23 protein-coding genes are annotated in these 24605 nt (G+C 69.2%); 9 read left to right on the top strand and 14 right to left on the bottom strand.

Translation table 11 applies throughout. The features are described from left to right. Positions 1 to 111 precede the first annotated feature (111 nt). From IM738_RS04510 to IM738_RS04495, 4 genes are all read left to right on the top strand, one after another. A complete protein-coding gene (locus tag IM738_RS04510) occupies positions 112 to 1200 on the top strand; it encodes a tartrate dehydrogenase (protein ID WP_236964697.1) in 1089 nt (362 codons plus the stop codon). Between the two features lie 172 nt (positions 1201 to 1372). After that, a complete protein-coding gene (locus IM738_RS04505; RefSeq protein ID WP_236966247.1) occupies positions 1373 to 2623 on the top strand; it encodes a glycerate kinase type-2 family protein in 1251 nt (416 codons plus the stop codon). After that, complete coding sequence (gene pyk, locus IM738_RS04500) at positions 2624 to 4069, top strand: pyruvate kinase (RefSeq protein WP_236964696.1); 1446 nt, start codon at positions 2624 to 2626, stop codon at positions 4067 to 4069. Positions 4070 to 4174: 105 nt separating this feature from the next. Further along, on the top strand, positions 4175 to 5161 hold the full coding sequence (locus IM738_RS04495) for a Bug family tripartite tricarboxylate transporter substrate binding protein (RefSeq protein ID WP_236964695.1): 987 nt from the start codon (positions 4175 to 4177) through the stop codon (positions 5159 to 5161). 86 nt (positions 5162 to 5247) lie between these two features. Here the strand turns inward: IM738_RS04495 and IM738_RS04490 are convergent, their stop codons facing one another. Further along, positions 5248 to 6159 (bottom strand): sugar phosphate isomerase/epimerase family protein, encoded by a 912-nt coding sequence (locus IM738_RS04490; RefSeq protein ID WP_236964694.1) that lies wholly within the window; start codon positions 6157 to 6159, stop codon positions 5248 to 5250. Between the two features lie 4 nt (positions 6160 to 6163). Continuing rightward, positions 6164 to 7087, bottom strand: a complete 924-nt coding sequence (locus IM738_RS04485) for a 4-hydroxyphenylpyruvate dioxygenase (RefSeq protein ID WP_236964693.1) — start codon at positions 7085 to 7087, stop codon at positions 6164 to 6166. Positions 7088 to 7276: 189 nt separating this feature from the next. On the opposite strand from IM738_RS04485, the gene IM738_RS04480 reads away from it, so the two are divergent. Further along, positions 7277 to 8080 carry an IclR family transcriptional regulator domain-containing protein gene (locus tag IM738_RS04480; RefSeq protein ID WP_236964692.1) on the top strand — a complete coding sequence of 268 codons (804 nt, stop codon included), beginning with the start codon at positions 7277 to 7279 and terminating at the stop codon, positions 8078 to 8080. A gap of 194 nt (positions 8081 to 8274) precedes the next feature. On the opposite strand, the gene IM738_RS04475 is transcribed toward IM738_RS04480, so the two are convergent. The 8 genes from IM738_RS04475 to speB (IM738_RS04440) all read right to left on the bottom strand — a co-directional run bounded on the left by IM738_RS04475 (position 8275) and on the right by speB (IM738_RS04440) (position 16497). Further along, complete coding sequence (locus IM738_RS04475; RefSeq protein WP_236964691.1) at positions 8275 to 9231, bottom strand: 2-hydroxyacid dehydrogenase; 957 nt, start codon at positions 9229 to 9231, stop codon at positions 8275 to 8277. Then, a complete protein-coding gene (locus tag IM738_RS04470; protein WP_236964690.1) occupies positions 9228 to 9977 on the bottom strand; it encodes a class II aldolase/adducin family protein in 750 nt (249 codons plus the stop codon). Before IM738_RS04470 ends, IM738_RS04475 begins: the two co-directional genes overlap by 4 nt. A 13-nt stretch (positions 9978 to 9990) precedes the next feature. Continuing rightward, on the bottom strand, positions 9991 to 11517 hold the full coding sequence (locus tag IM738_RS04465) for an amino acid ABC transporter permease/ATP-binding protein (protein ID WP_236964689.1): 1527 nt from the start codon (positions 11515 to 11517) through the stop codon (positions 9991 to 9993). A gap of 34 nt (positions 11518 to 11551) precedes the next feature. Beyond that, the gene (locus tag IM738_RS04460) at positions 11552 to 12349 is read right to left on the bottom strand and encodes an ABC transporter substrate-binding protein (protein WP_236964688.1); all 798 of its coding nucleotides are present in this window, start codon (positions 12347 to 12349) and stop codon (positions 11552 to 11554) included. Positions 12350 to 12420: 71 nt separating this feature from the next. Beyond that, positions 12421 to 13500: an isopenicillin N synthase family dioxygenase gene (locus IM738_RS04455; RefSeq protein ID WP_236964687.1), complete on the bottom strand. Its 1080-nt coding sequence runs from the start codon at positions 13498 to 13500 to the stop codon at positions 12421 to 12423. A 13-nt stretch (positions 13501 to 13513) separates the two neighbouring features. Then, a complete protein-coding gene (locus IM738_RS04450) occupies positions 13514 to 14386 on the bottom strand; it encodes a sugar phosphate isomerase/epimerase family protein (RefSeq protein WP_236964686.1) in 873 nt (290 codons plus the stop codon). Beyond that, positions 14383 to 15384: an agmatinase gene (speB, locus tag IM738_RS04445; protein ID WP_236964685.1), complete on the bottom strand. Its 1002-nt coding sequence runs from the start codon at positions 15382 to 15384 to the stop codon at positions 14383 to 14385. Before speB (IM738_RS04445) ends, IM738_RS04450 begins: the two co-directional genes overlap by 4 nt. Before the next feature lie 147 nt (positions 15385 to 15531). Continuing rightward, positions 15532 to 16497: an agmatinase gene (speB, locus tag IM738_RS04440; RefSeq protein WP_236964684.1), complete on the bottom strand. Its 966-nt coding sequence runs from the start codon at positions 16495 to 16497 to the stop codon at positions 15532 to 15534. A gap of 107 nt (positions 16498 to 16604) precedes the next feature. On the opposite strand from speB (IM738_RS04440), the gene IM738_RS04435 reads away from it, so the two are divergent. Then, positions 16605 to 17492, top strand: coding sequence for a LysR family transcriptional regulator (locus tag IM738_RS04435; protein ID WP_236964683.1), 888 nt, complete (start codon positions 16605 to 16607; stop codon positions 17490 to 17492). A 25-nt stretch (positions 17493 to 17517) separates the two neighbouring features. Here IM738_RS04435 and IM738_RS04430 read toward each other — a convergent pair whose 3' ends face one another. Both IM738_RS04430 and aroC read right to left on the bottom strand, forming a co-directional pair. Further along, positions 17518 to 18687 carry an MFS transporter gene (locus tag IM738_RS04430; RefSeq protein WP_236964682.1) on the bottom strand — a complete coding sequence of 390 codons (1170 nt, stop codon included), beginning with the start codon at positions 18685 to 18687 and terminating at the stop codon, positions 17518 to 17520. Between the two features lie 76 nt (positions 18688 to 18763). Beyond that, positions 18764 to 19864 carry a chorismate synthase gene (gene aroC, locus IM738_RS04425; RefSeq protein ID WP_236964681.1) on the bottom strand — a complete coding sequence of 367 codons (1101 nt, stop codon included), beginning with the start codon at positions 19862 to 19864 and terminating at the stop codon, positions 18764 to 18766. Between the two features lie 186 nt (positions 19865 to 20050). On the opposite strand from aroC, the gene IM738_RS04420 reads away from it, so the two are divergent. Next, positions 20051 to 20473 (top strand): cupin domain-containing protein, encoded by a 423-nt coding sequence (locus tag IM738_RS04420; RefSeq protein WP_236964680.1) that lies wholly within the window; start codon positions 20051 to 20053, stop codon positions 20471 to 20473. Positions 20474 to 20507: 34 nt separating this feature from the next. On the opposite strand, the gene IM738_RS04415 is transcribed toward IM738_RS04420, so the two are convergent. Beyond that, positions 20508 to 21164 (bottom strand): glutathione S-transferase, encoded by a 657-nt coding sequence (locus IM738_RS04415; protein WP_236964679.1) that lies wholly within the window; start codon positions 21162 to 21164, stop codon positions 20508 to 20510. Between the two features lie 131 nt (positions 21165 to 21295). On the opposite strand from IM738_RS04415, the gene IM738_RS04410 reads away from it, so the two are divergent. Further along, positions 21296 to 22510: a polyhydroxyalkanoate depolymerase gene (locus IM738_RS04410; RefSeq protein ID WP_236964678.1), complete on the top strand. Its 1215-nt coding sequence runs from the start codon at positions 21296 to 21298 to the stop codon at positions 22508 to 22510. 164 nt (positions 22511 to 22674) lie between these two features. Here IM738_RS04410 and IM738_RS04405 read toward each other — a convergent pair whose 3' ends face one another. After that, positions 22675 to 23142 carry a CBS domain-containing protein gene (locus IM738_RS04405; protein WP_236964677.1) on the bottom strand — a complete coding sequence of 156 codons (468 nt, stop codon included), beginning with the start codon at positions 23140 to 23142 and terminating at the stop codon, positions 22675 to 22677. 118 nt (positions 23143 to 23260) lie between these two features. Here IM738_RS04405 and IM738_RS04400 point away from each other — a divergent pair, with 118 nt between their 5' ends. After that, a complete protein-coding gene (locus IM738_RS04400; RefSeq protein ID WP_236964676.1) occupies positions 23261 to 24571 on the top strand; it encodes an O-acetylhomoserine aminocarboxypropyltransferase in 1311 nt (436 codons plus the stop codon). Positions 24572 to 24605 lie beyond the last annotated feature (34 nt).

The raw sequence follows: 24605 nt of genomic DNA, 5'->3' as shown, positions 1-24605 counted from the left end.
GGTGCTCCACTATTGAATTCAAGTGAACAATGGATTCACTATAGCGGTGAATACGCGCCCCGTCCCGGTCCTACAGTCATGGCATCGATTCACCCCACACGGAGACAAACCATGAAGACCTACGCCATCGCGACCATCCCCGGAGACGGCATCGGCAAAGAAGTCGTGCCCGCCGGCCAACAGGTGCTTGAAGCGATTGCCGCCACCAGCAGCGGCATCCGCTTCGATTTCGAAAACTTCGACTGGGGTGGTGACTACTACCGCGAACACGGCGTGATGATGCCGGCCGACGGCCTGGAGCCGCTGCGCCACAAGGACGCGATCCTCTTCGGCTCGGCCGGCGACCCGGACATCCCCGACCACATCACGCTCTGGGGCCTGCGCCTGAAGATCTGCCAGGGCTTCGACCAGTACGCCAACGTGCGCCCCACGCGCATCCTGCCCGGCATCGACGCGCCGCTCAAGCGCTGCAAGCCACAAGACCTGAACTGGGTCATCGTGCGCGAAAACTCCGAGGGCGAGTACTCCGGCGTGGGCGGCCGCGTGCACCAGGGGCACCCCATCGAAGCCGCCACCGACGTGACCATGATGACCCGCGCCGGTGTGGAGCGCGTGATGCGCTTCGCCTTCAAGCTGGCGCAATCGCGTCCCCGCAAGTTGCTGACCGTCATCACCAAGAGCAACGCCCAGCGCCACGCCATGGTGATGTGGGACGAGATCGCGCTGCAGATCTCGCAGGAGTTCCCCGACGTGAAATGGGACAAGGAAATCGTGGACGCGGCCACCGCCCGCATGGTGAACCGCCCGGCCACACTCGATACCCTGGTCGCCACCAACCTGCACGCCGACATCCTCTCTGACCTGGCCGCCGCGCTGGCCGGCAGCCTGGGCATTGCGCCCACGGCCAACATCGACCCCGAGCGCCGCTACCCCAGCATGTTCGAGCCCATCCACGGCTCGGCCTTCGACATCATGGGCAAAGGCCTGGCCAACCCGGTCGGCACCTTCTGGAGCTGCGTGATGTTGCTCGAACACCTGGGCGAATTCGACGCTGCGAAGCGCCTGATGGCCGCGATCGAACAGGTCACCGCCAACCCCGCGCTGCACACCGGCGACCTCGGCGGCAAGGCCACCACGGCCCAGGTCACGCAGGCCGTGTGCGATCTGCTCGGCGCCGGCCAGCAGCGCCTGGCCGCCTGAAGGCCGCGGCCCGGCAAGCCGCTGCGGCGGCCGGGCCGATCCCCTTTTCCTGAAGTCTCCCTCCCGGCGCCGTGCGCGCCGGTGGCGGGCGCCCGTCCGCCTTCAGGAAAGCCCCGTGTTGCTGCCAGGACCTGCCGTGAACGCCACACACACCCGCGCCCTGCTGCGCCAGATGTTCGACGCCGCCATCGCCGCCGCGCAGCCCGCGCTGTGCCTGCCGCCACAGCTGCCGCCACCGCCCCAAGGCCGGCTGGTGGTGATCGGCGCAGGCAAGGCGTCGGCCGCCATGGCGCGCGCGGTGGAGGACCACTGGCCCGGCCCGCTGTCCGGCCTGGTGGTCACACGTTACGGCTACGGTGTGCCCTGCGAACGCATTCAGATCGTGGAGGCCGCGCACCCGGTGCCCGATGCGGCCGGTGAGGTGGCGGCACAGCGCCTGCTGCAAACCGTGCAAGGCCTCAGCGCGGACGACCTGGTGCTGTGCCTGATCTCGGGCGGCGGCTCGGCCCTGCTGCCGCTGCCGCCGCCCGGCCTCACGCTGGCGGACCTGCGGGCGCTGAACCAGGCCCTGCTCGCCAGCGGCGCAAGCATCACCGAGATGAACAGCGTGCGGCGCCACCTGTCCGCCATCCAGGGCGGGCGCCTCGCCGCCGCCTGCCACCCGGCGCGGGTGCTCAACCTGCTGCTGTCCGACGTGCCGGGCGATCACCCGATCGACATCGCCTCTGGCCCCACCGTGCCCGACCCGACCACCTGCGCCGACGCGCTGGCCATCCTGCGGCGCTACCGCATCGGCGTGCCGCCGGCCGCGCTGGCCTGGCTGGAGAGCGGCGACGGCGAATCGCTCAAACCCGGCGACCCGCGCCTGCCGCGCATCGACACCCGCTTCATCGCCACGCCGCAGGGGGCGCTGGAGGCCGCCGCCGTTGTCGCTCGACAAGCGGGTTTCCAAGTCCACATCCTGGGCGACGCCATCGAAGGCGAAGCGCGCGACGTGGCCAAGGCGCTGGCCGGCATCGCGCTGCAGACCGCCCGCCGGGGCCAGCCGTTCCAGGGGCCCTGCGTGCTGCTGTCGGGCGGCGAGACCACGGTCACGCTGCGCGAGCACGGGCCAAGAGGGCGCGGCGGCCGCAACGTGGAGTTCCTGCTGGCGCTGGCCGTGGCGCTGAACGGCGAGCCCGGCATCCACGCGCTGGCGGGCGACACCGACGGCGTCGACGGCCAGGAAGAAATCGCCGGCGCCCTGCTCACCCCCGACACCCTGGCCCGCGCCTGGGCGCTGGGCCTGAACCCGCGCGAACGGCTGGACGCCAACGACGGCCACGGCTTCTTTGAAGCCCTGGGCGACGCGGTGATCACCGGCCCGACGCTGACCAACGTGAACGACTTCCGCGCCATCGTCATACAACCCGAGAACACCTGAATGCCACGCCCCTGCAACGCCAAGATCGTCGCCACGCTCGGCCCCGCCAGCGCCGACCGCGCCACCATCGAAGCCCTCGTGCGCGCCGGGGCCGACGTGTTCCGCCTCAACTTCAGCCACGGCACGCACGCCGACCACCGGCAGCGCCTCGAACTCATCCGAAGCATCGAAGCCGACCTGGGCCACCCGATCGGCGTGCTGCTCGACCTGCAAGGCCCCAAGCTGCGCGTGGGCACGTTTGCCCATGGGCCGGTGACGCTGGTGGAAGGTGCACCGTTCCGGCTCGACCTGGACCGCGCCACGCCGGGCGACGCGACCCGCGCGCCCCTGCCGCACCCCGAGATCTTTGCCGCGCTGCAGCCCGGCGCCGAGCTGCTGCTCGACGACGGCCGGCTGCGCCTGGTGGTGGAGCGCTGCGGGCCGGACTTTGCCGAGACGCGCGTGCTCAACGGCGGCCTGTTGTCGGACCGCAAGGGCGTGAACGTGCCCGGGGTGGTGCTGCCGCTCTCGGCCCTGACGGCCAAGGACCGCGCCGACCTGGACTTCGGCCTCAACCTCGGCGTGGACTGGGTCGCGCTCTCGTTCGTGCAGCGCGCGGCCGACATCGAGGAGGTGAAGGCCATCGTGCAGGGCCGCGCCGGCATCGTGGCCAAGCTGGAGAAACCCGCCGCCATCCACAGCCTGGACGCGATTCTCGACGTGACCGACGCGGTGATGGTGGCGCGCGGCGACCTGGGCGTGGAGATGCCGGCCGAACAGGTGCCCGCGATCCAGAAGCGCATCGTGCGCGCCTGCCGCCAGCGCGGCCTGCCGGTGATCGTGGCGACGCAGATGCTGGAGTCGATGGTCAGCGCGCCGGTGCCCACGCGCGCCGAAGCCTCCGACGTGGCCACCGCCATCTACGACGGCGCAGACGCCGTGATGCTCTCGGCCGAATCCGCCTCGGGCCGCTACCCGGTGGAATCGGTGGCGATGATGGACCGCATCATCGCCCGCACCGAGGCCGACCCGCAGTACCGCGAGGCCATCGACGCCTCGCACACACCACCCGCGGCCAACACGGCCGACGCCATCGGCTGGGCCGCACGCTCCGTGGCCGGTCTGCTGGACGTGGCGGCCCTGGTGGCCTACACCAGCTCGGGTTCCTCGGCCCTGCGCATGGCGCGCGAGCGCCCGCGCGCCAGCATCCTGGGCATCACACCACGCGCGAGCACGGCGCGCCGCCTCAGCCTGGTGTGGGGCGTGATGCCCGTGCTCAGCCCCGACGTGCCCGACGTGGACCGCATGACCCGCCTGGCCGTGGACACCGCCAAGCGCCTGGGTTTTGCCGAGCCGGGCCAGACCCTCGTGATCGCCGCCGGCCTGCCGTTCGGCACCCCGGGCAGCACCAACCTGCTGCGCATCGCACAAGTCGATGGAGACGACCCCAATGCGCCCAATTGTTGACTTGAAGTTCACGCCGGATTCACTTCTCAGGTGATTCGGCGACCCGTCCGGCACCTACAGTCCGGTTCACCAGAGCGCAGACCGCGCCATTTTTTGGAGACAAGCATGAGCATCCCTTCCCTCTTCAGCCGCCGCAGCGTGGTGCAGGCCATCGCCCTCACGTTCGCCGTGTCCGGTGGCAGCGCCATGGCGCAGGCCTTCCCCAGCAAGCCGGTCAGCCTGATCGTGCCCTTCGCCGCCGGCGGCACCACCGACGTGCTGGCCCGCGCGCTGGCCGACAAGCTCTCGCAGGCCCTGGGCCAGCCGGTCATCGTGGAAAGCAAGCCCGGCGCGGGCGCCACCATCGGCGCGGACTACGTGGCCAAGGCCAGGCCCGACGGCCACACCCTGCTGATGGGCGCGGTGCACCACACCATCGCCTCCAGCGTCTACAAGAAGCTGCCCTACGACTTCTCCAAAGACCTCGCGCCCATCACCACCGTGGCACTGGTGCCCAACGTGCTGGTGGTGAACGCCACCACGCCGGTCAAGAACGTGGCCGAACTGGTGGCCATGATCAAGCCGGCGCCGGGCAAACACGCCTTCGGCTCCAACGGCAACGGCACGGCGCAGCACCTGATCGGCACGCAGTTCCAGAACCTCACCGGCACCGACGTGATCCACATCCCCTACAAGGGCAGCGGCCCGCTCTCCACCGACCTGCTGGGTGGCCAGATCCTGATGAGCTTCGACACCATCACGCCGGTGCTGCCGCACATCAAGGCCGGCAAGCTGCGCCCGCTGGCCGTCACCACGGCCAAGCGTTCGGCCGCGCTGCCCGATGTGCCCACGCTGGACGAAGCCGGTCTCAAGGGTTTCAACATCGGCACCTGGTTCGGCGTGCTGGCCCCCGCCGCCACGCCCAAGGACATCGTGGCCCGCCTCAACGCCGAGATGGTCAAGATCATCCAGTCGCCCGAGTTCAAGGCCAAGATGGCCGACATCGGCGCCGAACCCATCGGCAACACCAGCGCCCAGATGGCGCAGCAGATCGCCAGCGAGACCGAAAAATTCGGCAAGCTGGTCAAGGAAGCCAAGGTCGAGATCGAGTGAGCTGAGCGGCCATCGGTCCGCTGAAAAAGAAACCCCCGCCATCGACACGCTGGCGGGGGTTTCCTTTGGGGGTCAGGCCCTGGCGATCAATCCACCGATTTCAATCGCATCTGGTTCGGCAGCGGCACCGAGCGGCGCAGCACGTCCTCGGCCAGCCACAGCGCGGCGCGTTTGCCGCGTTCGGCCACCATGGGCAGCGGCATCTGCTGGTAGTCGTCGTTGAAGACCTCGAAGCTGTAGTCGCCGTCGTAGCCCAGGCGGTCGAGTTTCTGCACCAGCTCCACCAGCTGCTCGCTGTGCACGCCTTCGCCGGGGAACACGCGGAAGGTGCGCGCGGTGCTCATGCGCTCTTCAAAGGTCTTGGTCTCCTGCCACATGAAGTCGGCGAGCTGCACCAGGAAGATCTTGCTCGGGTCGAGGTAGTCGATCTCTTCCAGCGGGGTCTTGGCCGCGACGATATGAAAGGAGTCGATGCCCAGGCCGAGGTTGGGGCAGTCGGCGCGGCAGACCACGTCCCACGCGGTGGTGAACTCGTTGACCGTGCGGCCCCAGGACAGGCCTTCGTAGGCGATCTTGATGCCCAGCGGCAGCGCCAGCATGGCGAGCTTGCGCAGGTCGCGCGCGAGGTGGTCGAGGTCCTGGCTGGCGTGGGCCGAGGTGCTGGAGCACGCGAGCAAGACCTTGCAGTCGAGTGCGGCGCACATCTCCAGCATGGCCTTGGCGATGTCCACCTTGTAGTGGTGCAGGTGGCCGCTGAGGCCCTCGAAATCGCGCAGCACCTGGAAGCCGGTGCCGCGCAGGCCGCTGGCTTTCACGGCCGCCACCGCGGCCTCGATGCCGCCGGGGTGGCCGTTGATGTCGTTGGCCTTGAGCATCACCTGCGAGAAGCCGGCGGCCTTCATGGCGGCGAGCTTGGCTTCGAGCGGGCCGGCCAGGGTGATGGTGTCCATGCCGAAACCGGCAATGGCTTCGCTGATCGCGGCGGGGCTGGGTCTCATGGCCTCACTCCCCGCTGCGGCGCTGGCTGTGCACCAGCTCGAACACCACCGAGCCCAGGTAGGTCTTGCTGATGGCGCCGCGCTGTTCGGTGTGGGCGGCTTCGGTTTCGACGAACTCCACGCCCAGCGCGCGCAAGGCCTTCACGGCGGCGATCACGTCGGGCACGCCCAGGCCGATGCGTTGCAGCTTTTCGTCGGCGTCGTGCACGTTGAGCGGCGGCTCCACGAGCTGCAGCATGAAGCGCTTGGCCGGGTCGAGCGCGGGCGTGCGCAGCAGCGTGCCCTTGGGCATGATGCCGAAGCGCTGCTCGTCGGGAATCAGCTCGGTGCCGAACAGCTCGGCGTAGAACGCGATCCAGTCGTTGCTGCGCTCGGGGCCGATGTACTGCACGACGCCGAAGAAGTGGATGCCGGCCGTGGCGGGCGGGCGCTGGTCCACGGTGGGGATGGGCACGAAGTCCACGTCGTAGATCGAGAACTCCTTGTAGCGGTCCACGAAGTAGATGCGGCTGCCGCCCGCGCCGTGGATGGCGGGGATGTTCAGCTCCATCACCTCGGCGTGCGTGGGCACGGCCCAGGCGCCGCGCTCCAGCACGTAGTGGTAGGCGGCGCGGGCATCGCGCACGCGCAGCGCCATGGCCGAGATCGAGGGCACGTCGCTGCCGTGGCCCGCGCCCTGCGTGTCGCTGGGGTGGGCGTTGACGACGATGTTGAGTTCGCCCTGCCGGTACAGCAGCACCTCGCGCGAGCGGTGGCGCGCCACCGGGCGAAAGCCCATCATCTCCAGCACCTGGCCCAGCGCCTGCGGCTTGGTGGTGGCGTATTCGATGAACTCGATGCCGTCCAGGCCCAGCGGGTTGGCGGCGTCGCTGAACGAGGCTTGCAGGGGTTCGCGGGTGTCGGGGGTGTTGAGCAGCAGGTCACTCATGAAAGGTCTCCGTGGGGCGGGCGGTGCCGGTGCGGCGGGCCCGGAAATGCACTGCGTGCACTGTAGAGGTTTCAGCCGGCAGGGGTCTGGAAAGGGAAGCGCGAGCCGGTCGATAATCGCACGCAATCACCTGTTGATCGCACGATATCAGGGTTTCCGAGACCCGTTCACCGTCGCCCCTGAGCCCCCATGAAAGACCCCACCGTGTCACTCGCGCCCCCCGCCCCCAGCCAGACCCCGCTCGAAAAACGCGACTGGATCGCCGGCCTGGAAAAAGGCCTGGCGGTGATCGAGACCTTCGACGACCAGCACCCGCGCCTGACGGCGAGCCAGGCCGGCGCGCGCTGCGGCCTCACGCGCACCGCCGCGCGCCGCTACCTGCTGACGCTCGCGCACCTGGGCTACGTGGGCAGCGACGGCAAGCTGTTCTGGCTCACGCCGCGCATCCTGCGGCTGGGCCACGCCTACCTTGAATCGGCCCGGTTGCCGCGGTTGGTGCAACCTTTTCTGCAGCGCATCGCGGGCGGCACGCAGGAGATCGCCTACCTCGGCGTGATCGACGGCGACGACACCGTGTACATCGCGCGCAGCGGCGCGCAGCGCCACATGAACGCGGGCTACATGCTGGGCTCGCGCGTGCCGGCGCAGGTGACGGCCGCGGGCATGGCCATCCTGTCGGCGCGGGGCGAGGCCGCCTCCGACGCCTGGCTGGAGCAACACGCGCTGCGCGCCTTCACCTCCTTCACCACCTCCAGCAAAGAGCAGCTGCGCAGCGAGCTCAAGCGCCACCGGCGCCAGGGCTGGGTGCTGTCGGAGCAGCAGCTGGAGCTGAACTACCGGGGCATCGCCGTGCCCCTGCTCGACCGCAACAACGAGGTGCACGGCGCGATCAGCATCACCATGCCGATCAACCAGGAAAGCAGCGAAGACGCCACCAAGCGCGTGCTGCCCGTGCTGCAGGAAGCCGCAAGAGGCCTGAGGCCGCTGCTGTAACCGATCCGGAGCAGCAACGCTGCGACCCAGGGCACCGCCGGGCCGGCTCCGCCGGACGGCCAGTGCGCCTTGCAGGCCGCAGCCTCGCCAGAGGCGAGGCTTCTTCGGGCCGTCCAAGCCTGCGCAGGCAGGCTCGGAGCCGCGGCCCTCAGCCCCCTTGAGGGGGTCGCGCGCAGCGCGGCGGGGGTGGTCCCTCAATACCCCCGGCCCCGGTCGATGGCGTGCACCGGGGCCTGCCCGGCCAGCACGCGCGCCGTGTCGCCCACGATCTGCCGGGCCATGGCCTCGGGCGACACCGACGAGGCCATGTGGGGTGTCACCAGCAGGCGCGGCGTGTGCCACAGCGGGTGCGCCGGCGGCAGGGGCTCGTGTTCGAACACGTCCAGCACCGCGCCGCCCAGCTGCCCCCGCTCCAGCGCTTCCAGCAGGTCGGGCAGCACCACCTGTTCGCCCCGCCCGCAGTTGATGAAGGCCGCGCCGGGCTTCAAGCGGGCGAACCAGCGCGCGTTGCACAGGCCGCGCGTGTGTTCGGTCAGGGGCAACAACGAAACCACGATGTCCAGCGGGCGCAGGAAGTCGCCGAGCTGCGCATCGCCGGCCCAGGTGCGCACACCCTCGATGGTCTGCGGGCGGCGCGACCAGCCGTGCACCTCGAACCCGTGCCCGGCCAGACAGCGCGCCACCTCGGCGCCCATGGCCCCCAGGCCCATCACGCCCACGCGGGTCTGCGCCGCGGGCCGCTGCGGCGGCATGCGCCAGACGCCGCGTGGCTGCTGTTGCTGCACCCGGTCCAGCCCGCGGTGGTAGTACAGCGCGGCCCAGAGCACGTACTCGGCCATGCCGCGCGCCTGCTGTTCGTCGACGATGCGGGTGACGGGCACACCGGCGGGCAGGCCCGGGTCGCGCAGCACGTGTTCGGCCCCGGCGCCGATGGAGGCGATCAGGCGCAGGCCCGGCAGCGTGGCGGGCAGCCCGCGCGGCGCGAACCAGCTCGCCAGCGCCACCACCTCGGCCGCCCCGGCGGCCACCTCGGGCCAGAGCGCCACGCGCAGGCCGGGGCACAGCTCGGCCGCCGCCTGCTCGAAGGCCGGCCGCAGATCGCCCAGGTCGTCGGTCTCGCTGCAGAGCAGCAGCGTGGGCGCGGCGCTCAACGCTGGTAGCCCGGGTCCACCCGGTCCAGTTCGCGCAGCCAGGCGGCCCACACCAGCGCGCGCTCGTGCTCCACGCGCCGGAACTGCTGGCGCGCGTGGGCGCTGACGGCGGGCGCGATGCGCGTCACCGGGCCGGCCAGGCCGGCCAGCTGCGCGGCCGCGAGCTGGATCTCGCAGGCGCGGTTGAGGTAGAACATGATGCAGAAGGCGTCGGCCACCGTGGGGCCGACACTGAGCAGGCCGTGGTGCCGCAGGATCAGCGCCATGTGCTCGCCCAGCGCGGCCTGGATGCGCGCACGCTCCTCGTGGTTGAAGGCCACGCCCTCGTAGGGGTGGTAACCCACCGACTGGTGGAACTCGGCCGAGATCTGGTTGAGCTGCAGCAGCCCCTGCTCGCACGCGGCCACCGCCATGCCGGCCAGCGTGTGGGTGTGGATGACGCAGTGCGCGTCGTCGCGCGCCATGTGCACGGCGCTGTGGATGGTGAAGCCGGCCGGGTTGTAGCGGGCGTCGCCGTCGACGATGTGCCCCTCCAGGTCCACCACGATCAGGTCGCTCGCGCAGACCTCGTTGAACATCAGGCCGAAGGGGTTGAGCAGAAAGCGCTCGCCCGCGCCGGGCAGGCGCACCGAGAAGTGGGTGTAGAGCGTGTCGTCCCAGCCGAAGCGGGCGGCCAGCCGGTAGGCGGCGGCGAGGTCGCGGCGCAGGGTTTTTTCGTCGGCGGCGCGCAAAGTGGCAGCGGGCATGGGGTCTCCGGGGTCAGGGGGTCAGTTGCATGAAGCGGCGCACGCGCTCGACGGTGTCGTCCGCGCTGTCGCTCTGGCGCAGGCGTTCGGGCGTCACGTCGACCTGCAGCAGGCCGTTTTCCATGAACACGATGCGGTCGGAGATCTGCAGCGCGAACTCCATCTCGTGCGTGACGATGAGCATGGTCATGCCCTCGGCCGCCAGGTCCTGGATCACCTTGAGCACGTCGCCCACCAGCTCGGGGTCGAGCGCCGAGGTGGGTTCGTCGAACAGCATCACGTCGGGCCGCAGCGCCAGCGCGCGGGCGATGGCCACGCGCTGCTGCTGCCCGCCCGAGAGCTGGTGCGGGTACTTGTGCAGGTGCGCCAGCAGGCCGACCTTGTCGAGCAGGCGCAACGCGGTGGCGTGCTGCTCGGCCGCGCTGCCCTGGCCGTGCAGGCCCGGCGCCAGCAGGATGTTCTGCAGCACCGTGAGGTGCGGGAACAGGTTGAAGCCCTGGAACACCATGCCGATGCGACGGATGCCCTGGCGCAGCTGGGCCGCATCCACCGGCGCGCCGCCCTTGAGGTGGCTCTCGCCGAACAGCACGATCTCGCCACGGTCCAGGCGCTCCAGCGCGTTCACCGTGCGGATCAGCGAGGTCTTGCCCGAGCCCGAGGGGCCGATGATGCTGATCACGTCGCCCGCGCCCACCGTCAGGTTCACACCCTTGAGCACGGCGTGTGAGCCGTAGGCCTTGTGGACGCCCTGCAGCTCCAGCGCGGGCGGCGCGCCATGGCCCCGCACGGCGGGCGCGACCACCGGTGCGCTGCCCAGGCCCTGGCGCAGGCCGGCCAGCGCCGGTTCTGCCAGCGCCTCGGGCTGGCGGCGGGCCAGGTCCAGCCGGCGCTCCAGCGCGCCCAGCACGGCGCCGAACACCGTGACGATGGCGACGTAATACACCGCCACGGCCAGCAGGGTTTCGAGGATGAGGAAGTTCTGCGTGTAGAGCCGCTGGCCGGTCAGCAGCAGCTCGGGCAGGGAGATCACCGACACCAGCGAGGTGAGCTTGATGATGGTGACGAATTCGTTGATGAGCGAGGGCAAGGCGATGCGGAAGGCCTGCGGCAGCACGATGCGCACCTGGGTGGCGAACCAGCCCAGGCCGAGCGCGTGGGCCGCCTCGCGCTGCCCCTTGGCCACCGACAGCAGGCCGCCGCGATGGATCTCGGCCATGTAGGCGGCCTCGGTCATCACCATGCCGACCAGGCCGGCGAGGAACGGGATGCCCAGCACCACGCCGGTGGCCGGGAAGATCTGCGGCAGGTTGTAGACGAACACCAGCAGCACCAGCAGCGGCACGCTGCGGAAGAACCAGATGTAGGCGCGCGCCGGCCAGCGCAGCCAGGGCTGGCGCGAGCCGTCGGCCTGGGCCAGACCGAAACCCAGCACCAGCCCGAACAGCCAGGACAGCGAGCCCAGCGCGATCACCATCGCGCTGGCCCGGTAGAACGCCCCCATGGAGAAGAGCGAGAAGAAATAGGTCCAGTCCAGTTCCATGGGTGGCGTCCTCGTGTCGTGGGGCAGCGGCGGCTTATTTGACGGGCGTGAGCTCGTACTTCTTGATCAGCGCGTCGTATTCACCGGTCTTGCGGATCGCGGCCATCGCGGTCTCGAACGACTGCTTGAGCGCCGTGTTGCCCTTCTTGACGTAGATGCCCAGGGTCTGCGGGTAGACCAGGTCGGGCGAGCTGATCGCCACGCGGCCCTTGGTCTTCTCCACGATCATCTTGGCGGCGCCGGCGATCTCCATCTGGGCGTCGACGTTGCGGGACATGATGGCCTGCGACACCTCGGGCGCGGTGGGGAACTCCATCACCGTGATGGCGCCCTTGCCGGCGGCCTTGCAGTGCTCGTCCGACAGGGTCCTGAGCAGCTTGACCCACGAGGTGCCGGCCTGCAGGCCCACCTTCAGGCCGCACAGGTCCTTCTCGGTCCTGGGCTGGGCCTTGCTGTCCTTGGCCACCATGATCAGGGCGCCGGAGCTGGCGTAGGGAATCGCATCGGCCTGCGCCAGGCGCTCGGGCGTGATGTACAGGCCGGAGACCACGGCGTCGTGCTGGCCGGCGGCCAGGCCGGGGATCAGGCCGACGAACTTGGTGTCGGTCAGCGCGGGCTTGAGCTTCATCTCGCGCGTCAGCAGCGCGGTGAGGTCGGGGTCGAAGCCGACGATCTTGTCGCCCTCATAGGACTCGAAGGGCGGGTAGGTGGCTTCCAGGCCGACCTTGAGCACGCCGGGCGCCATGGTCTGCGCCTGCGCAGCGGCGAGGCAGCCGACACCGACCAGAGCGGCCAGTGCGGTGCGGGTGAAGGAACGGGTCAGTGGGGACATGGCAAGGACTCCTGTGAGGAAGGGAACAGACAAGGAAAGGCAGGGAACGCGGAACGGAATCGGGTGGGGGATCAGGGCGCGGTGGCGGTGGCGGCCGGCGCGCTGGCCAGGGCCTTGAACTGGCCGAAGCTGGTGGTGCCGCGGGCCTGGGCCGGCAGCTGCAGTTCGCCGCGCGCCACCTTCTCGCGCAGGTAGCGGTAGGTCTGCAGCGCCATGCTCCACATGTGTTCGCCGATGGTGATGGGTTCGTAACGCGCGGCCTTGCTGCCGTCCGGGTCGAAGGCCGGCAGCGGCTGGATGCGGGTCGCGTAGTCGCAGGCGAAGAACAGCGGAAACGAGTAGCGCTCGTGCCGCACCTTGCGCACGCGGTGGGTGGTGGCGACGAAGGCGCCGGCGCTCATCACCTCCAGCATGTCGCCGACGTTGATCACGTACAGCTCCTCGCCGTCGATGGCCAGCGGCGGCGCGTCGACCCAGGTGCCCTGGTCGTTGAGCACCTCCAGCCCGGCCTGGTCGGCCAGCAGCAGGGTGAAACACTCGTAGTCGGTGTGGGCGCCGATGCCGGGTGTGTCCTCCGCCGCCGCGTCCACCGGGTAGTGGATCAGGCGCAGCTTGGACGGCGGGCAGGTCACGTACTTGTCGAACGCGTCCTCGGGCTGGCCCAGCGCGAGCGCGAAGCCGCCCATGAGCTGGCGGCCGAGCGCGAAGATGCTGGCGTAGTAGGTCGCCACGTCGTCACGGAAGCCCGGCAGGTCGGGCCATTTGTTGCCGCCGATCAGGGGCTGGCCGGCCCGCACGAAGGGGTGGTCGTCGCCCGCTTCGAAGCCGATGTCGTAGGCCTCCTTGTGGTCGGGCTTGCCGGTGCCGTAGATCTCTTCGCCCTCGGGCACGAAGCCCTTGTGGCCCCGGCCGAGGCCGATGTGGTGGCCCATCTTCCAGGCCAGGTCCTGCGCGAACAGCTGCCGGGCGGCGCGGCGCAGGCCGGCGATGTGTTCGGCGGGAATGCCGTGGCCCTTGACGTAGAAAAAGCCGACGTGGCGGGCGGCGTGACCGAGCTGGTCGGCCACGGCCTGGCGCTCGGCCAGCGCTTCGCTGAAGAGACCACGGATGTCGATGACGGGCAGGGAGTCGAAGTTGGCGGTGGAAGGCATGGCGGGAACCCGGTCAGGAAGAAACAACGGAAGAATCGGTGGCGGTGGACGCCTGCCAGCGCGCGAAGTGCTCGGCCTCGGTGCGGGTCATCCACTGGTTGAGCGCCCACACGTCGGCGACGGGCGCCTGGGTGAAGGGCAGCAGGTGCGTGTAGCCGTCGGGGCCGAACTCGGGCGTGAGCGTGGTCACCGCCTGGCCCCGGGCCTGCTGCGCGGCCCAGATGCGCTCCCACACGCTTTGGTGAAACGCCAGGCTGCGCGCGTACTCGGGCGCGGCCGGGTGCGGCACCTGCGGCCCCTGGTCGTAGCCCACGCGCGCCTGCACGTGGTGCACCCGCTGAATGAAGGGCGTGAGGTCGTCGGCCGGGTCGTCGAGCAGGCGTTCGCACACCACCACCCAGTGGCTGATGTCGGCGGTGAAGCGCAGCTGCGGCAGCTGCGCGATCACGTCCAGCGCCACCCAGGGGCTGTAGAGCGAGGTGGCGCGGTGGATCTCGAAGCTGCAGATGGCACCCGCCGCGTCGGCCAGCGCCTGCGCGCGGCCGAAGAACTCCACCTGCTGCGCCAGCGGCCAGCGGTCGTTGCCGGGCAGCACGTTGAGGAAACGCGCGCCCACGGCCTGCGCCCCGGCTATGGACAGCGCCAGCCGGTCCCAGTGCTGCTGCAGGGTCCAGCCCTGGTGCGGCACCACGTCGCCGCCGGTGAACACCACGGCGATGTAGGCGAGGTCTTCCTGCTGCAGGCTCTGGCGCAGCGCGCGCTGGGCGTAGGGGTCGGTGGGCAGGCGCGCCTCCACCCCCACGCAGCCGATCTGGCGCAGCTCGGCCGCGCAGCGGGCCCAGTCGCCCTGCCAGCCCCAGAGGGAGCGGAACAGGTCGAGCTTCATAGGGCGACCCCCACGCCCGCCACCGGCAGGCGGCCGAACCTGGCGTGGGCATCGGCCAAGAGGCACAACAGCTCGAAGGCCATGGTGGCGCCCACCAGCGCGGTGACGCCGCCCACGTCGAAGGGCGGGCTCACCTCCACCACATCGGCGCCGATCAGGTTCAGCCCCTGCAGACCGCGCACCAGGTGCTGCGCCTGCAGCGTGGTCATGCCTCCGATCTCGGGCGTGCCGGTGCCCGGCGCGTAACAGGGGTCGAGGCAGTCGACGTCGAAGCTGATGTAGGTGGGCGCCTCGCCGACGATGGCGCGCGCCTCGGCCAGCAGGTCGTCGTCGCTGCGCGCGGCCACCTCTTCCATCTGGATCACGCGGATGCCCACGGCCTTCGCGAAGTCGAGGTCGGCCGGGTCGTAGACCGAACCGCGCACGCCGATCTGCACCGTGCGCTTCGGGTCGAGCAGGCCCTCTTCCACCGCGCGGCGGAACGGCGTGCCGTGGGTGTAGCGCTGGCCACCGAAGTAGCTGTCGTTGGTGTCGGAGTGCGCGTCGAAATGCACCATGCCGACCGCCGCGCCGCGGGCGATGCCGCGGAACACCGGCAGCGTGACCAGGTGATCGCCGCCCACCGACAGCGGCCGCACGCCGGCCGCGTGCACCCGGCGGTAGAAGGCGTCGATCAGGTCCAGGCCGAGCATCAGGTCCATGGGCGGCAGGGCCACGTCGCCCAGGTCGGCCACGCGGGCCAGGTCGTAGGGCGCGATGCGGCTGACGTGGTGCACCTTGCGCATCAGCGACGACTGGTTGCGCACCTCGCGCGGGCCGTGGCGGGCGCCCGCGCGGTTGGTGGTGCCGGCGTCCCAGGGCACGCCGATCAGGCCGATGTCGACCTCGCCCAGCCGGTCGGGGTCGGCCATGGGCAGGCGCATGAAGGTGGGCAGGCCGGCGTAGCGCGGCACCTGGGCGGCGTCCTGCGGCTGGGGGAACCGGTGTTCAGAGGTCATGTCGGTGTTTCAGAAGTGGATGCAAGCGGTGTCTTCGACCAGGGGCACCGAGGAACCGGCTTCGCCGGGCCTCAGGTGCCGTCCCCCTGCCCAGCGCCGCAGGCGCGCCAGAGCGGGGGGGTAGCGGCGCAGCCGCGCAGGGGGGTGTCATCGGCGTGGAACGCCGGGCAAGACGCAGAGCATTTCGTACAGCAGGTTGGCGGCCAGCTGCGCGGTGTTGCCGCTCTGGTCGTAGGGCGGCGAGACCTCCACCAGATCACCGCCGATCAGCGGCAGGCCGCGGCAGCCACGCACGATCTCCAGCGCCTGGATGCTGGTGAGGCCGCCCACCTCGGGCGTGCCGGTGCCGGGCGCCCAGGCGGGGTCGATGCCGTCGATGTCGAAGCTCAGGTAGACCGGGCCGCCGGCCACGATCTGGCGCACCTCGTCCATCAGCGGCGCCAGCGAGCGGTGCCAGCACTGCTCGGCGGTGAACAGGCGAAAGCCCTGGTCCACGCCCCACTGGAAATCGCCGCTGGTGTAGCCCTGGGCGCGCTGCCCGATCTGCACCACGCGCCGGCAGTCCAGCAGGCCTTCTTCCACCGCGCGGCGGAAGGTGGTGCCGTGGGCGATCTTCTCGCCGAACATGTGGTCGTTGGTGTCGGTGTGGGCGTCCACATGGATCAGCCCCACCGGGCCGTGTTTCTGGACCAGCGCGCGCAGGATGGGCAGCGTGATCGTGTGGTCGCCGCCCAGCGCCAGCGGCACCACACGGTGCGGCAGCAGGCGCTCGAAATAGGCCTGGATGATGTCGACCGAGGCCAGCAGGTTGTAGGTGTTGATGGGCACGTCGCCCAGGTCGGCCACCTGCAGGGCGTCGAACGGGGCCGCGCCCGTGGCCATGTGGTAGGGGCGGATCATCACCGACTCGTTGCGGATGCTGCGCGGGCCGAAGCGGGTGCCGGCGCGCAGCGAGGTGCCGATGTCCAGCGGCACGCCGATGAAGGCGACGTCCAGGTCGGCCGGGTCGTCGGCCGGGGGCAGGCGCAGCATGGTGCCGCGCCCGGCGAAGCGCGGCATCTCGTTGCCACCTTGTGGCTGGTTCAGGGACGGGGGCAGGTCGGTGGGGTTCATGGCGGGGGCATCACATGGCGTTGGCCGCATTCTTGAACCGGGCGCTGGCACGACAAATGCTCAGAACCAAATACTCAGTTCAGAAAAATCACAACCAATCCGGCCCCATGTCCACCCCGCCCGATTTCAAGCTGCTGCGCATCTTTGTGTGCGTCGCGCGCCACCAGGGTTTTGCCAAGGCCCAGCAGGAACTCAACCTCACCACCTCGGCCATCAGCACCTACATGGGGCAGCTGGAGACCCGGCTCGGCTTCAAGCTCTGCGAGCGCGGGCGCGGCGGCTTCTCGCTCACGGAACGGGGCGAACGCCTGCTGGCCGAAACCCAGCGGCTGCTGGGTGAGCTCGACGGCTTCGGCGCCTACGCCGCATCACTCAAGGGCGATCTGCAGGGCACCCTCAAGCTCGGGGTGCTGGACTCCACCGTGACCGACCCCACCCTGCCCCTGCCCGACGCCATCGGGGTGTTCTGCCAGCGCTACCCGGCGGTGCACCTGAGCCTGTTCGTGAAGAGCCCCTACGAGCTGCAGGAGGGGGTGCTGAACAACGAGCTGGACCTGGCGATGGGCTTTTTCCCCACGCGCCCGCCGGGCCTGGTGTTCCAGCCGCTCTACCGGGAACAGCAGTGGCTCTATTGCAGCGACCGCCACCCGATGTACGGCCAGCGGCAGATCCCGGAGGCGCTGGTGTCGGACCTCAACATGGTGCGCCGCAGCTACTGGAGCCAGACCGAACTGGGCCGCCACGGCTTCAAGCACAGCGTGGCCACGGTGGAAAGCATGGAGGCCCAGCTGATCCTGATCCTCTCGGGCGGTTATGTGGGTTATCTGCCCGAGCACTACGCCCAGCCCTGGGTGGACCAGGCCCGGCTGCGCGTGCTGCTGCCCGCCGCGTTCGGCTACCAGTCGCAGTTCATGCTGGCCACGCGGCGCGGCCGCGGGCGCGAGGCCCCGATCCAGGTGATGAAGGAGCTGCTGCTGCGCAAGATGCGGGGCTGAGCGCCGGCCCGTGGGGGCGCTCAGCTCACGGGGCGCGGTGCGCCAGCGCGCGCAGCCGCAGCGCGCAGCCGGTCGCCACCAACGCGCAGGCGGCCGAGAGCCAGAACACGCTGGCCAGGCCGAAGGCCGAACTCAGCACCCCGCCGCCCAGCCCGCCGATCACACCCGGAAAGCCGTAGCCCACCACGGTGTAGAGCGCCTGCCCGCGCCCGCGCAGCCGGCCCGGGAAGTGGTGCGAGAGCAGCGCGATGCACACCGTGTGGTGCGCGGCGAAGGTGATGGCGTGCAGCGCCTGCGCGGCCAGCAGCAGCGGCCACAGCAGCGGCAGGCCGGCGGTGAGCCCCATGCGCAGGGCCATGAGCGCGGACGCGAGCACCAGCCAGCCGGTGAGCGAGAGCAGCGGCAGCCAGCGCCCCTGGCTGAAGAACCAGCCGATCTCGATCAGCACCGACACGGCCCACAGCAGGCCGATCACCGTCTTGCTGTAGCCCAGCGAATCGAGGTAGAGCGAGAAGAAGACGTAGATGAAGATGTGCGCGAGCACGTGGAAGAACACCGCCGCGAAGAACCAGCGCACCGGCGGCTGGCGCAGCAGCGGCCAGACCGCCGGGTGGTCCTCGTCGTGGTGCACGACCTCCTTGAAGTCCGGCAGCCACCACACGCTCACCACCACCGCGATCAGCGTCACCAGTGTCCAGGCCGGGAAGTGCCCCATGCCGAAGCGCTCGAACCACCAGCCCGCCACCATCACGGTGATCAGGAAACCCAGCGAGCCCCAGAGCCGCACGCGGCCGTAGCGCTTGGCGTCAAACGCCCCGCCCTGGCTCACCAGGTGGGCGAGCGCCGCCTCGCTCATGGGCATCATGGCGCTGGTGTGGGTGAACATGAGCAGCAGCACGATGAACAACGCCACGCCCCCGAGCGGGAACCACAGGCCGACGGACAGCAGCAGCGCCACCGTGGCGCCGTAGCGCAGCAGCTTCACGCGCTCGCCCGTGCGGTCGGAGAGCGTGCCCCAGGCGTAGGGCGCAAACAGGCGCGTGGCCGACTGCACCGAGGTCAGCACGCTGATGGCGATCAGGCCGAAGCCCAGCTCTTTGAGCCAGAGCGGCAGGTAGGGGTTGAAGAAGCCGATGTGCGCGAAGTAGCTGGCGGAGAGCGCGGCGAAAGGCAAGAGTTGTTTTCGCTGACTCACAGAAACCCCCGTTTGCCCTGAGCCTGTCGAAGGGCTCGCGAGGGCTTCGACAGGCTCAGCCCGAACGGTGAACGGATCACACGCGCGAAGCAGCCGCGATGTCCGGCGTGTCCACGTGCACATCACCGCACTGCGCGCGGTGCCGCAGCGCGTGGTCCATCACCACCAGCGCGAGCAGGGCTTCCATGATGGGCGCGGCGCGGATGCCGACGCAGGGGTCGTGACGGCCCTTGGTGATCACCTCGGTGGGCGCGCCCGCCACGTCGATGCTGTCGCGCGGGATCAGGATGGAGCTGGTGGGTTTGATGGCGATGGACACGTCCAGGTCCTGTCCGGTGCTGATGCCGCCGAGCACGCCGCCCGACTTGTTGCCCACAAAACCTTCGGGGGTGAGCGAGTCGCCGTGCGTGCTGCCGCGGTCGGTCACGCTGGCGAAACCGGCGCCGATCTCCACGCCCTTGACGGCGTTCAAGCCCATCATCGCGTAGGCGATGTCGGCATCGAGCTTGTCGTACAGCGGCTGGCCCAGGCCCACCGGCATGTTCTGCGCGACCACGCGCAGTCGCGCGCCGCAGGAGTCGCCGCTCTTGCGCAACTCGTTCATGAAGGTCTCGATGGCCGAGACGTCGGCCACCGGTGCGAAGAACGGGTTGTGGGGCACGTGGTCCCAGCTTTCGAAGGCGATGGCCACGTCGCCCACCTGCGTCATGCAGGCGTGGAACGTGGTGCCGTATTTGTCTTTCAGCCACTTCTTGGCCACGGCGCCCGCGGCCACGGTGGGCGCGGTCAGGCGGGCCGAGCTGCGGCCGCCACCACGCGGGTCGCGGATGCCGAACTTCTGCCAGTAGGTGTAGTCGGCGTGGCCCGGGCGGAAGGTCTGCAGGATGTTGCCGTAGTCCTTGCTGCGCTGGTCGGTGTTGCGGATCAGCAGGGCGATGGGCGTGCCGGTGGTCTGGCCCTCGTACACGCCGCTCAGGATTTCCACCGCGTCGGGCTCGTTGCGCTGGGTCACGAACTTGCTGGTGCCGGGCCGGCGGCGGTCCAGGTCGAACTGGATGTCGGCCTCGGTCAGCGGCATGCCGGGCGGGCAGCCGTCGATCACGCAGCCGATGGCCGGGCCGTGGGATTCACCGAAGTTGGTGACGCAAAACAGGGTGCCGAAGGTGTTGCCGCTCATAGTGGACCGGATTATCCCAGAGGGGCATGCGGTGACCGGGATGGTGCCGCCAAACCCAGCTTGGTGCGTGCCGGCGCGGATGGCGGTGCACCGGCGTCCCGATCCGGGCAGAAAGGCCAATGGAACATTTCATGCTTTGTGCTGCATCGCAACAATCCGATTGCCCCACCCGACAAGGAGCGCCCCATGCTGGACCGGACCACCACCCTGTTCTCCCACGTCAAACCCGGCGAAACCGAGTTCATTCGCGGCGGCCTGCGCGACTTCTTCCTCTACCGCGACCTGGGCATCGCCGCCGCCACACACGGCCAGGTGGTCGCGCACCTGGTGAAAGCCAACCTGCCCCCCGACGGCGGCACGGGCTGGCACATCCACGAGGCCGATTTCCAGATCGTGATCATGACCAAGGGCTGGGCCAAGTTCATGTACGAAGACCAGGTGACCCTGGTGGAAGCGGGCGACGTGGTGCACCAGCGCCCGGGCATCCGCCACTACCTGTTCGACTACTCACCCGACATGGAGTACCTGGAGATCGTCTCCCCGGCGGATTTCAAATCGGTGCCGGTGGACCCGGTGTGCGAGATCCCGCCGCCCACGCCCTGGGCTTGAGTGACCGTTCTGAAAGGCGGGCCGTGCCCGCCTTTCAGAACTCCGCATCGAGTTCGTCGATCTCGTCCGGCTCCTCCTCAGCCGCCGCCACCCACTCTTTCACCGCCGGCAGCGCCGTGATGGCGTCGCAATAGGCGACGCAGCCCTCGTCCAGCGGCACGTCGTAGGTGATGAAGCGCATGACCACCGGCGCGAACATCGCGTCGGCGATGCAGGGCTTGGCGCCGAACAGGAACGGGCCGCCATATTTCGCCAGGCATTCCTGCCAGATGATCTCGATGCGGTCGATGTCGGTCTGGGCCCGCGACCAGAGCTTGAAGCCCGGGAAATGCGCCTTGATGTTCATGGGCAACGAGGACCGCAGGGCCGAGAACCCCGAGTGCATCTCGCCGCAGATCGCGCGGCAGTGTGCGCGCGCCGCGCGGTCGGCCGGCAGCAGACCGGCCTTGGGTTTGATTTCGTTGAGGTATTCGCCGATGGCGAGCGTGTCCCACACGTGCACGCCGTCGTGGTCCAGCGAGGGCACGCGCATCGAGGCCGAGAGCAGCAGCATTTCGGCCTTCATGGCCGGGTCGTCGGGCGAAATGACGTGTTCGGTGAACTCCAGCCGGGCCAGCTTGGCCATCAGCCAGCCGCGAAAGGCCCAGGCGCCGTAGTTTTTGCTGCTGATCGTGAGAACCGCTTTGGCCATGGAACACTCCTCGTTGAGGGTCTGTTGAGCAATCCCTGTGCCACCTTTGTGCACGGCGACCGCACCAGCGCCGTGCACGCGGCTGGCCCGTTCCTTGCCTGCAGGCGGTATCACCCACAGGAAAGACCGTCATGCTGTATCAGGCTTACCAATTTCAGTCCGACCTGGTCTCCCCGCTGCGGCTCGCAGCGCAGCACCTCAGCGCATCGCTGTGGCTGCAGAAAACCGAACGCACCATGGTGCGCAAGGTGGCCGCCGCCTGCGACGTGCTCTCGCGCCTGCGCCTCACCCACTCGCGCCCGCCGTACAACATCCACTCGGTCATGGTCGGCGAGCGGGAGGTGCCCGTGGTCGAAGAGACCGTGCTCACCCTGCCCTTCGGCACCCTGCTGCGCTTTCGCAAGGACGACCCCGGCCTGCAAGACCAACCCAAGGTCCTGCTGGCTGCGCCGCTATCGGGCCACTTCGCCACGCTGCTGCGCGAAACCGCGCGCACGCTGCTGCAGGACCACGACGTCTACATCACCGACTGGCACAACGCGCGCGACGTCTCGCTGCTGCACGGCGGCTTCAGCCTGGACGACTACATCGGCTACCTGATGCGCTTCACGGCAGCCGTGGGCGAAGGCAGCCACATGATCGCGGTGTGCCAGCCCTGCGTGGCCGCGCTGGCCGCCACGGCCGTCATGGCCGAAGACGACCACCCGGCCCAGCCGCGCAGTCTCACGCTCATGGCCGGCCCGGTGGACTGCCGGGTCAACCCGACCGAGGTCAACAAACTGGCCACCAGCAAGCCCATCGAGTGGTTCGAGAAGAACCTGATCAGCCACGTGCCGCTGCCGCACGCGGGCTTCATGCGCCGCGTCTACCCGGGCTTCGTGCAGCTCTCGGCCTTCATCAGCATGAACCCGGAGCGCCACAAGCAGTCGTTCCGCAACATCTACGAGCACCTGGAGCACGGCCGGGTGGAGGAAGCCGCGATCATCCAGGACTTCTACGAGGAATACCTGGCGGTCAACGACCTGCCGGCCGAGTTCTACCTGGAGACCGTGGAGAAGGTGTTCCAGACCTACGACCTGCCGCGCGGCGCACTGACCTACCAGGGCCGCACCGTGAATCCGGCCGCGATCCGCCGCACCGCGCTGATGACGGTCGAGGGCGAGCGTGACGACATCTGCGCCGTGGGCCAGACGGTGGCCGCGCAGGACCTGTGCCCGAACGTGCGTCCCTACCTGAAGACCCACCACATCCAGACCGGCGTGGGCCACTACGGTGTGTTCAGCGGTCGCCGGTGGAACCAGCAGATCTATCCGCGCGTCAGAGACATGATCCATGGTTCGATGTAACCCCCCGCGCCGCGCTGCGCGCGTCACCCCCCTGCTGGGGGCAACACCAGCGGTCTGGCAAAGCCAGCCCCGCGGTGTTCTGGGTTGGCGCCACCTCGCTCAAACGATCGTTCAAAACAAAACGCCCCGGATCACGGGGCGTTTTGTTTTGAAGCGGGGAGCGCTCAGGGGAAGTTCGGCTCGTTCTTGCCGGTTTCTTCTTCGGGCCAGTCGCGGATGTAGGCCTTGAGCATCTTGTTCTCGAAGTTCTGGCTGTCCACCACCGCCTTGGCCACGTCGTAGAAGCTGATCACGCCCATCAGCATCTTGTTGTCCATGACGGGCATGTAGCGGGTGTGGCGCTCCAGCATGAGCGGGCGCACCTGTTCGAGCTCGGTTTCGGGCGTGCAGCTCATGGGGTGATCGTCCATCACCGAGCGAACCGTGCGGTCACCGAGGCTGCCACCGTTCTTGGCCAGCGTGTGGATCACCTCGCGGAAGGTCAACATGCCCACCAGCTCGCCATGGTTCATGACCGCCAGCGAACCGATGTCGAACTGGGCCATGGTTTCGATCGCCCGGCTGAGCGATTCGTCCGGTTGGATGGTGTAGAGCGTGCCGCCCTTGACGCGCAGGATGTCACTGACTTTCATGTCTCTTCTCCTCGGTGTTTGGCTGTCCCCAGCATGGCTGGCATGCACCGCAATATAGCCCACAATCCAGCAAATCTCACGCCTTTGGGGGGCGTGTTGAACAACTGGAGACACGTTCATGCCCGGATATTCCGACCCCGGCTTCGACACGCTGGCGCTGCACGCCGGCGCCACACCCGACGCCACCGGCGCACGCGCCGTGCCGATCCACCTCACCACGTCTTTTGTATTCGAGTCCACCGACCACGCCGCCGCGCTGTTCAACCTGGAGCGCGCCGGCCACGTCTACAGCCGCATCAGCAACCCGACCAACGCGGTGTTCGAGCAGCGCATGGCGGCGCTCGAAGGCGGCATCGGCGCCATCTCGGTCGCCAGCGGCCAGGCCGCGCTGCACCTGAGCATCGCCACCCTCATGGGCGCGGGCTCGCACATCGTGGCCAGCACCGCGCTCTACGGCGGCAGCCAGAACCTGCTGCACTACACACTGCGCCGCTTCGGCATCGACACCACCTTCGTGAAGCCCGGCGACATCGATGGCTGGAAGGCCGCCGTGCGGCCGAACACCCGGCTGTTCTTTGGCGAAACCGTGGGCAACCCCGGGCTGGACGTGCTGGACATCCCCACCGTGGCCCAGATCGCGCACGAGGCGAAAGTGCCGCTGCTGGTGGACAGCACGCTGACCACGCCTTACCTGATCAAGCCTTTCGAGCACGGTGCCGACCTCATCTACCACTCGGCCACCAAATTCCTGAGCGGCCACGGCACCGTGATCGGCGGCGTGGTGGTGGACGGCGGCAGCTTCGACTGGGACGCCTCGGGGAAATTCCCCGAGCTGACCGAGCCCTACGACGGTTTCCACGGCATGACCTTCAGCGAAGAAAGCACGGTCGGCGCCTTCCTGCTGCGCGCGCGCCGCGAAGGCCTGCGCGACTTCGGCGCCTGCCTCTCGCCGCACAGTGCCTGGCTGATCCTGCAGGGGCTGGAAACGCTGTCGCTGCGCATGGAGCGGCACATGAGCAACACCGAAAAGGTGGTGGGCTTCCTTGCCAGCCACCCGCTGGTGGGCCGCGTGGGCCACCCGCTGCTCGAATCGCACCCCAGCCACGCGCTCGCGCAGAAGCTGCTGAAGCACGGCGCGAAGGGCGCGGGCGCGGTGTTCAGCTTCGACATCAAAGGTTCGCGCGAACAGGGCAAGGCCTTCATCGAGGCGCTCAAGATCTTCAGCCACCTGGCCAACGTCGGCGACTGCCGCTCGCTGGTGATCCACCCCGCCAGCACCACCCATTTTCGGATGAGCAACGAGGCGCTCGCGGGTGCGGGCATCGGCCCCGGCACGATCCGCCTTTCCATCGGACTGGAAGACCCGGACGACCTGATCGACGACCTGAAACGAGCGCTCAAGGCCGCAGAGAAAGCGGGCAAGCCATGAACCCCCACGTTCATCACTTCGTGTATTCACTGCC

It is taken from the genome of Hydrogenophaga sp. SL48 (assembly GCF_021729865.1).
Taxonomy (GTDB): domain Bacteria; phylum Pseudomonadota; class Gammaproteobacteria; order Burkholderiales; family Burkholderiaceae_C; genus Hydrogenophaga.
Note: the sequence above shows the minus strand (reverse complement) of the source record. Positions and strands in the feature narration are given on the sequence as shown.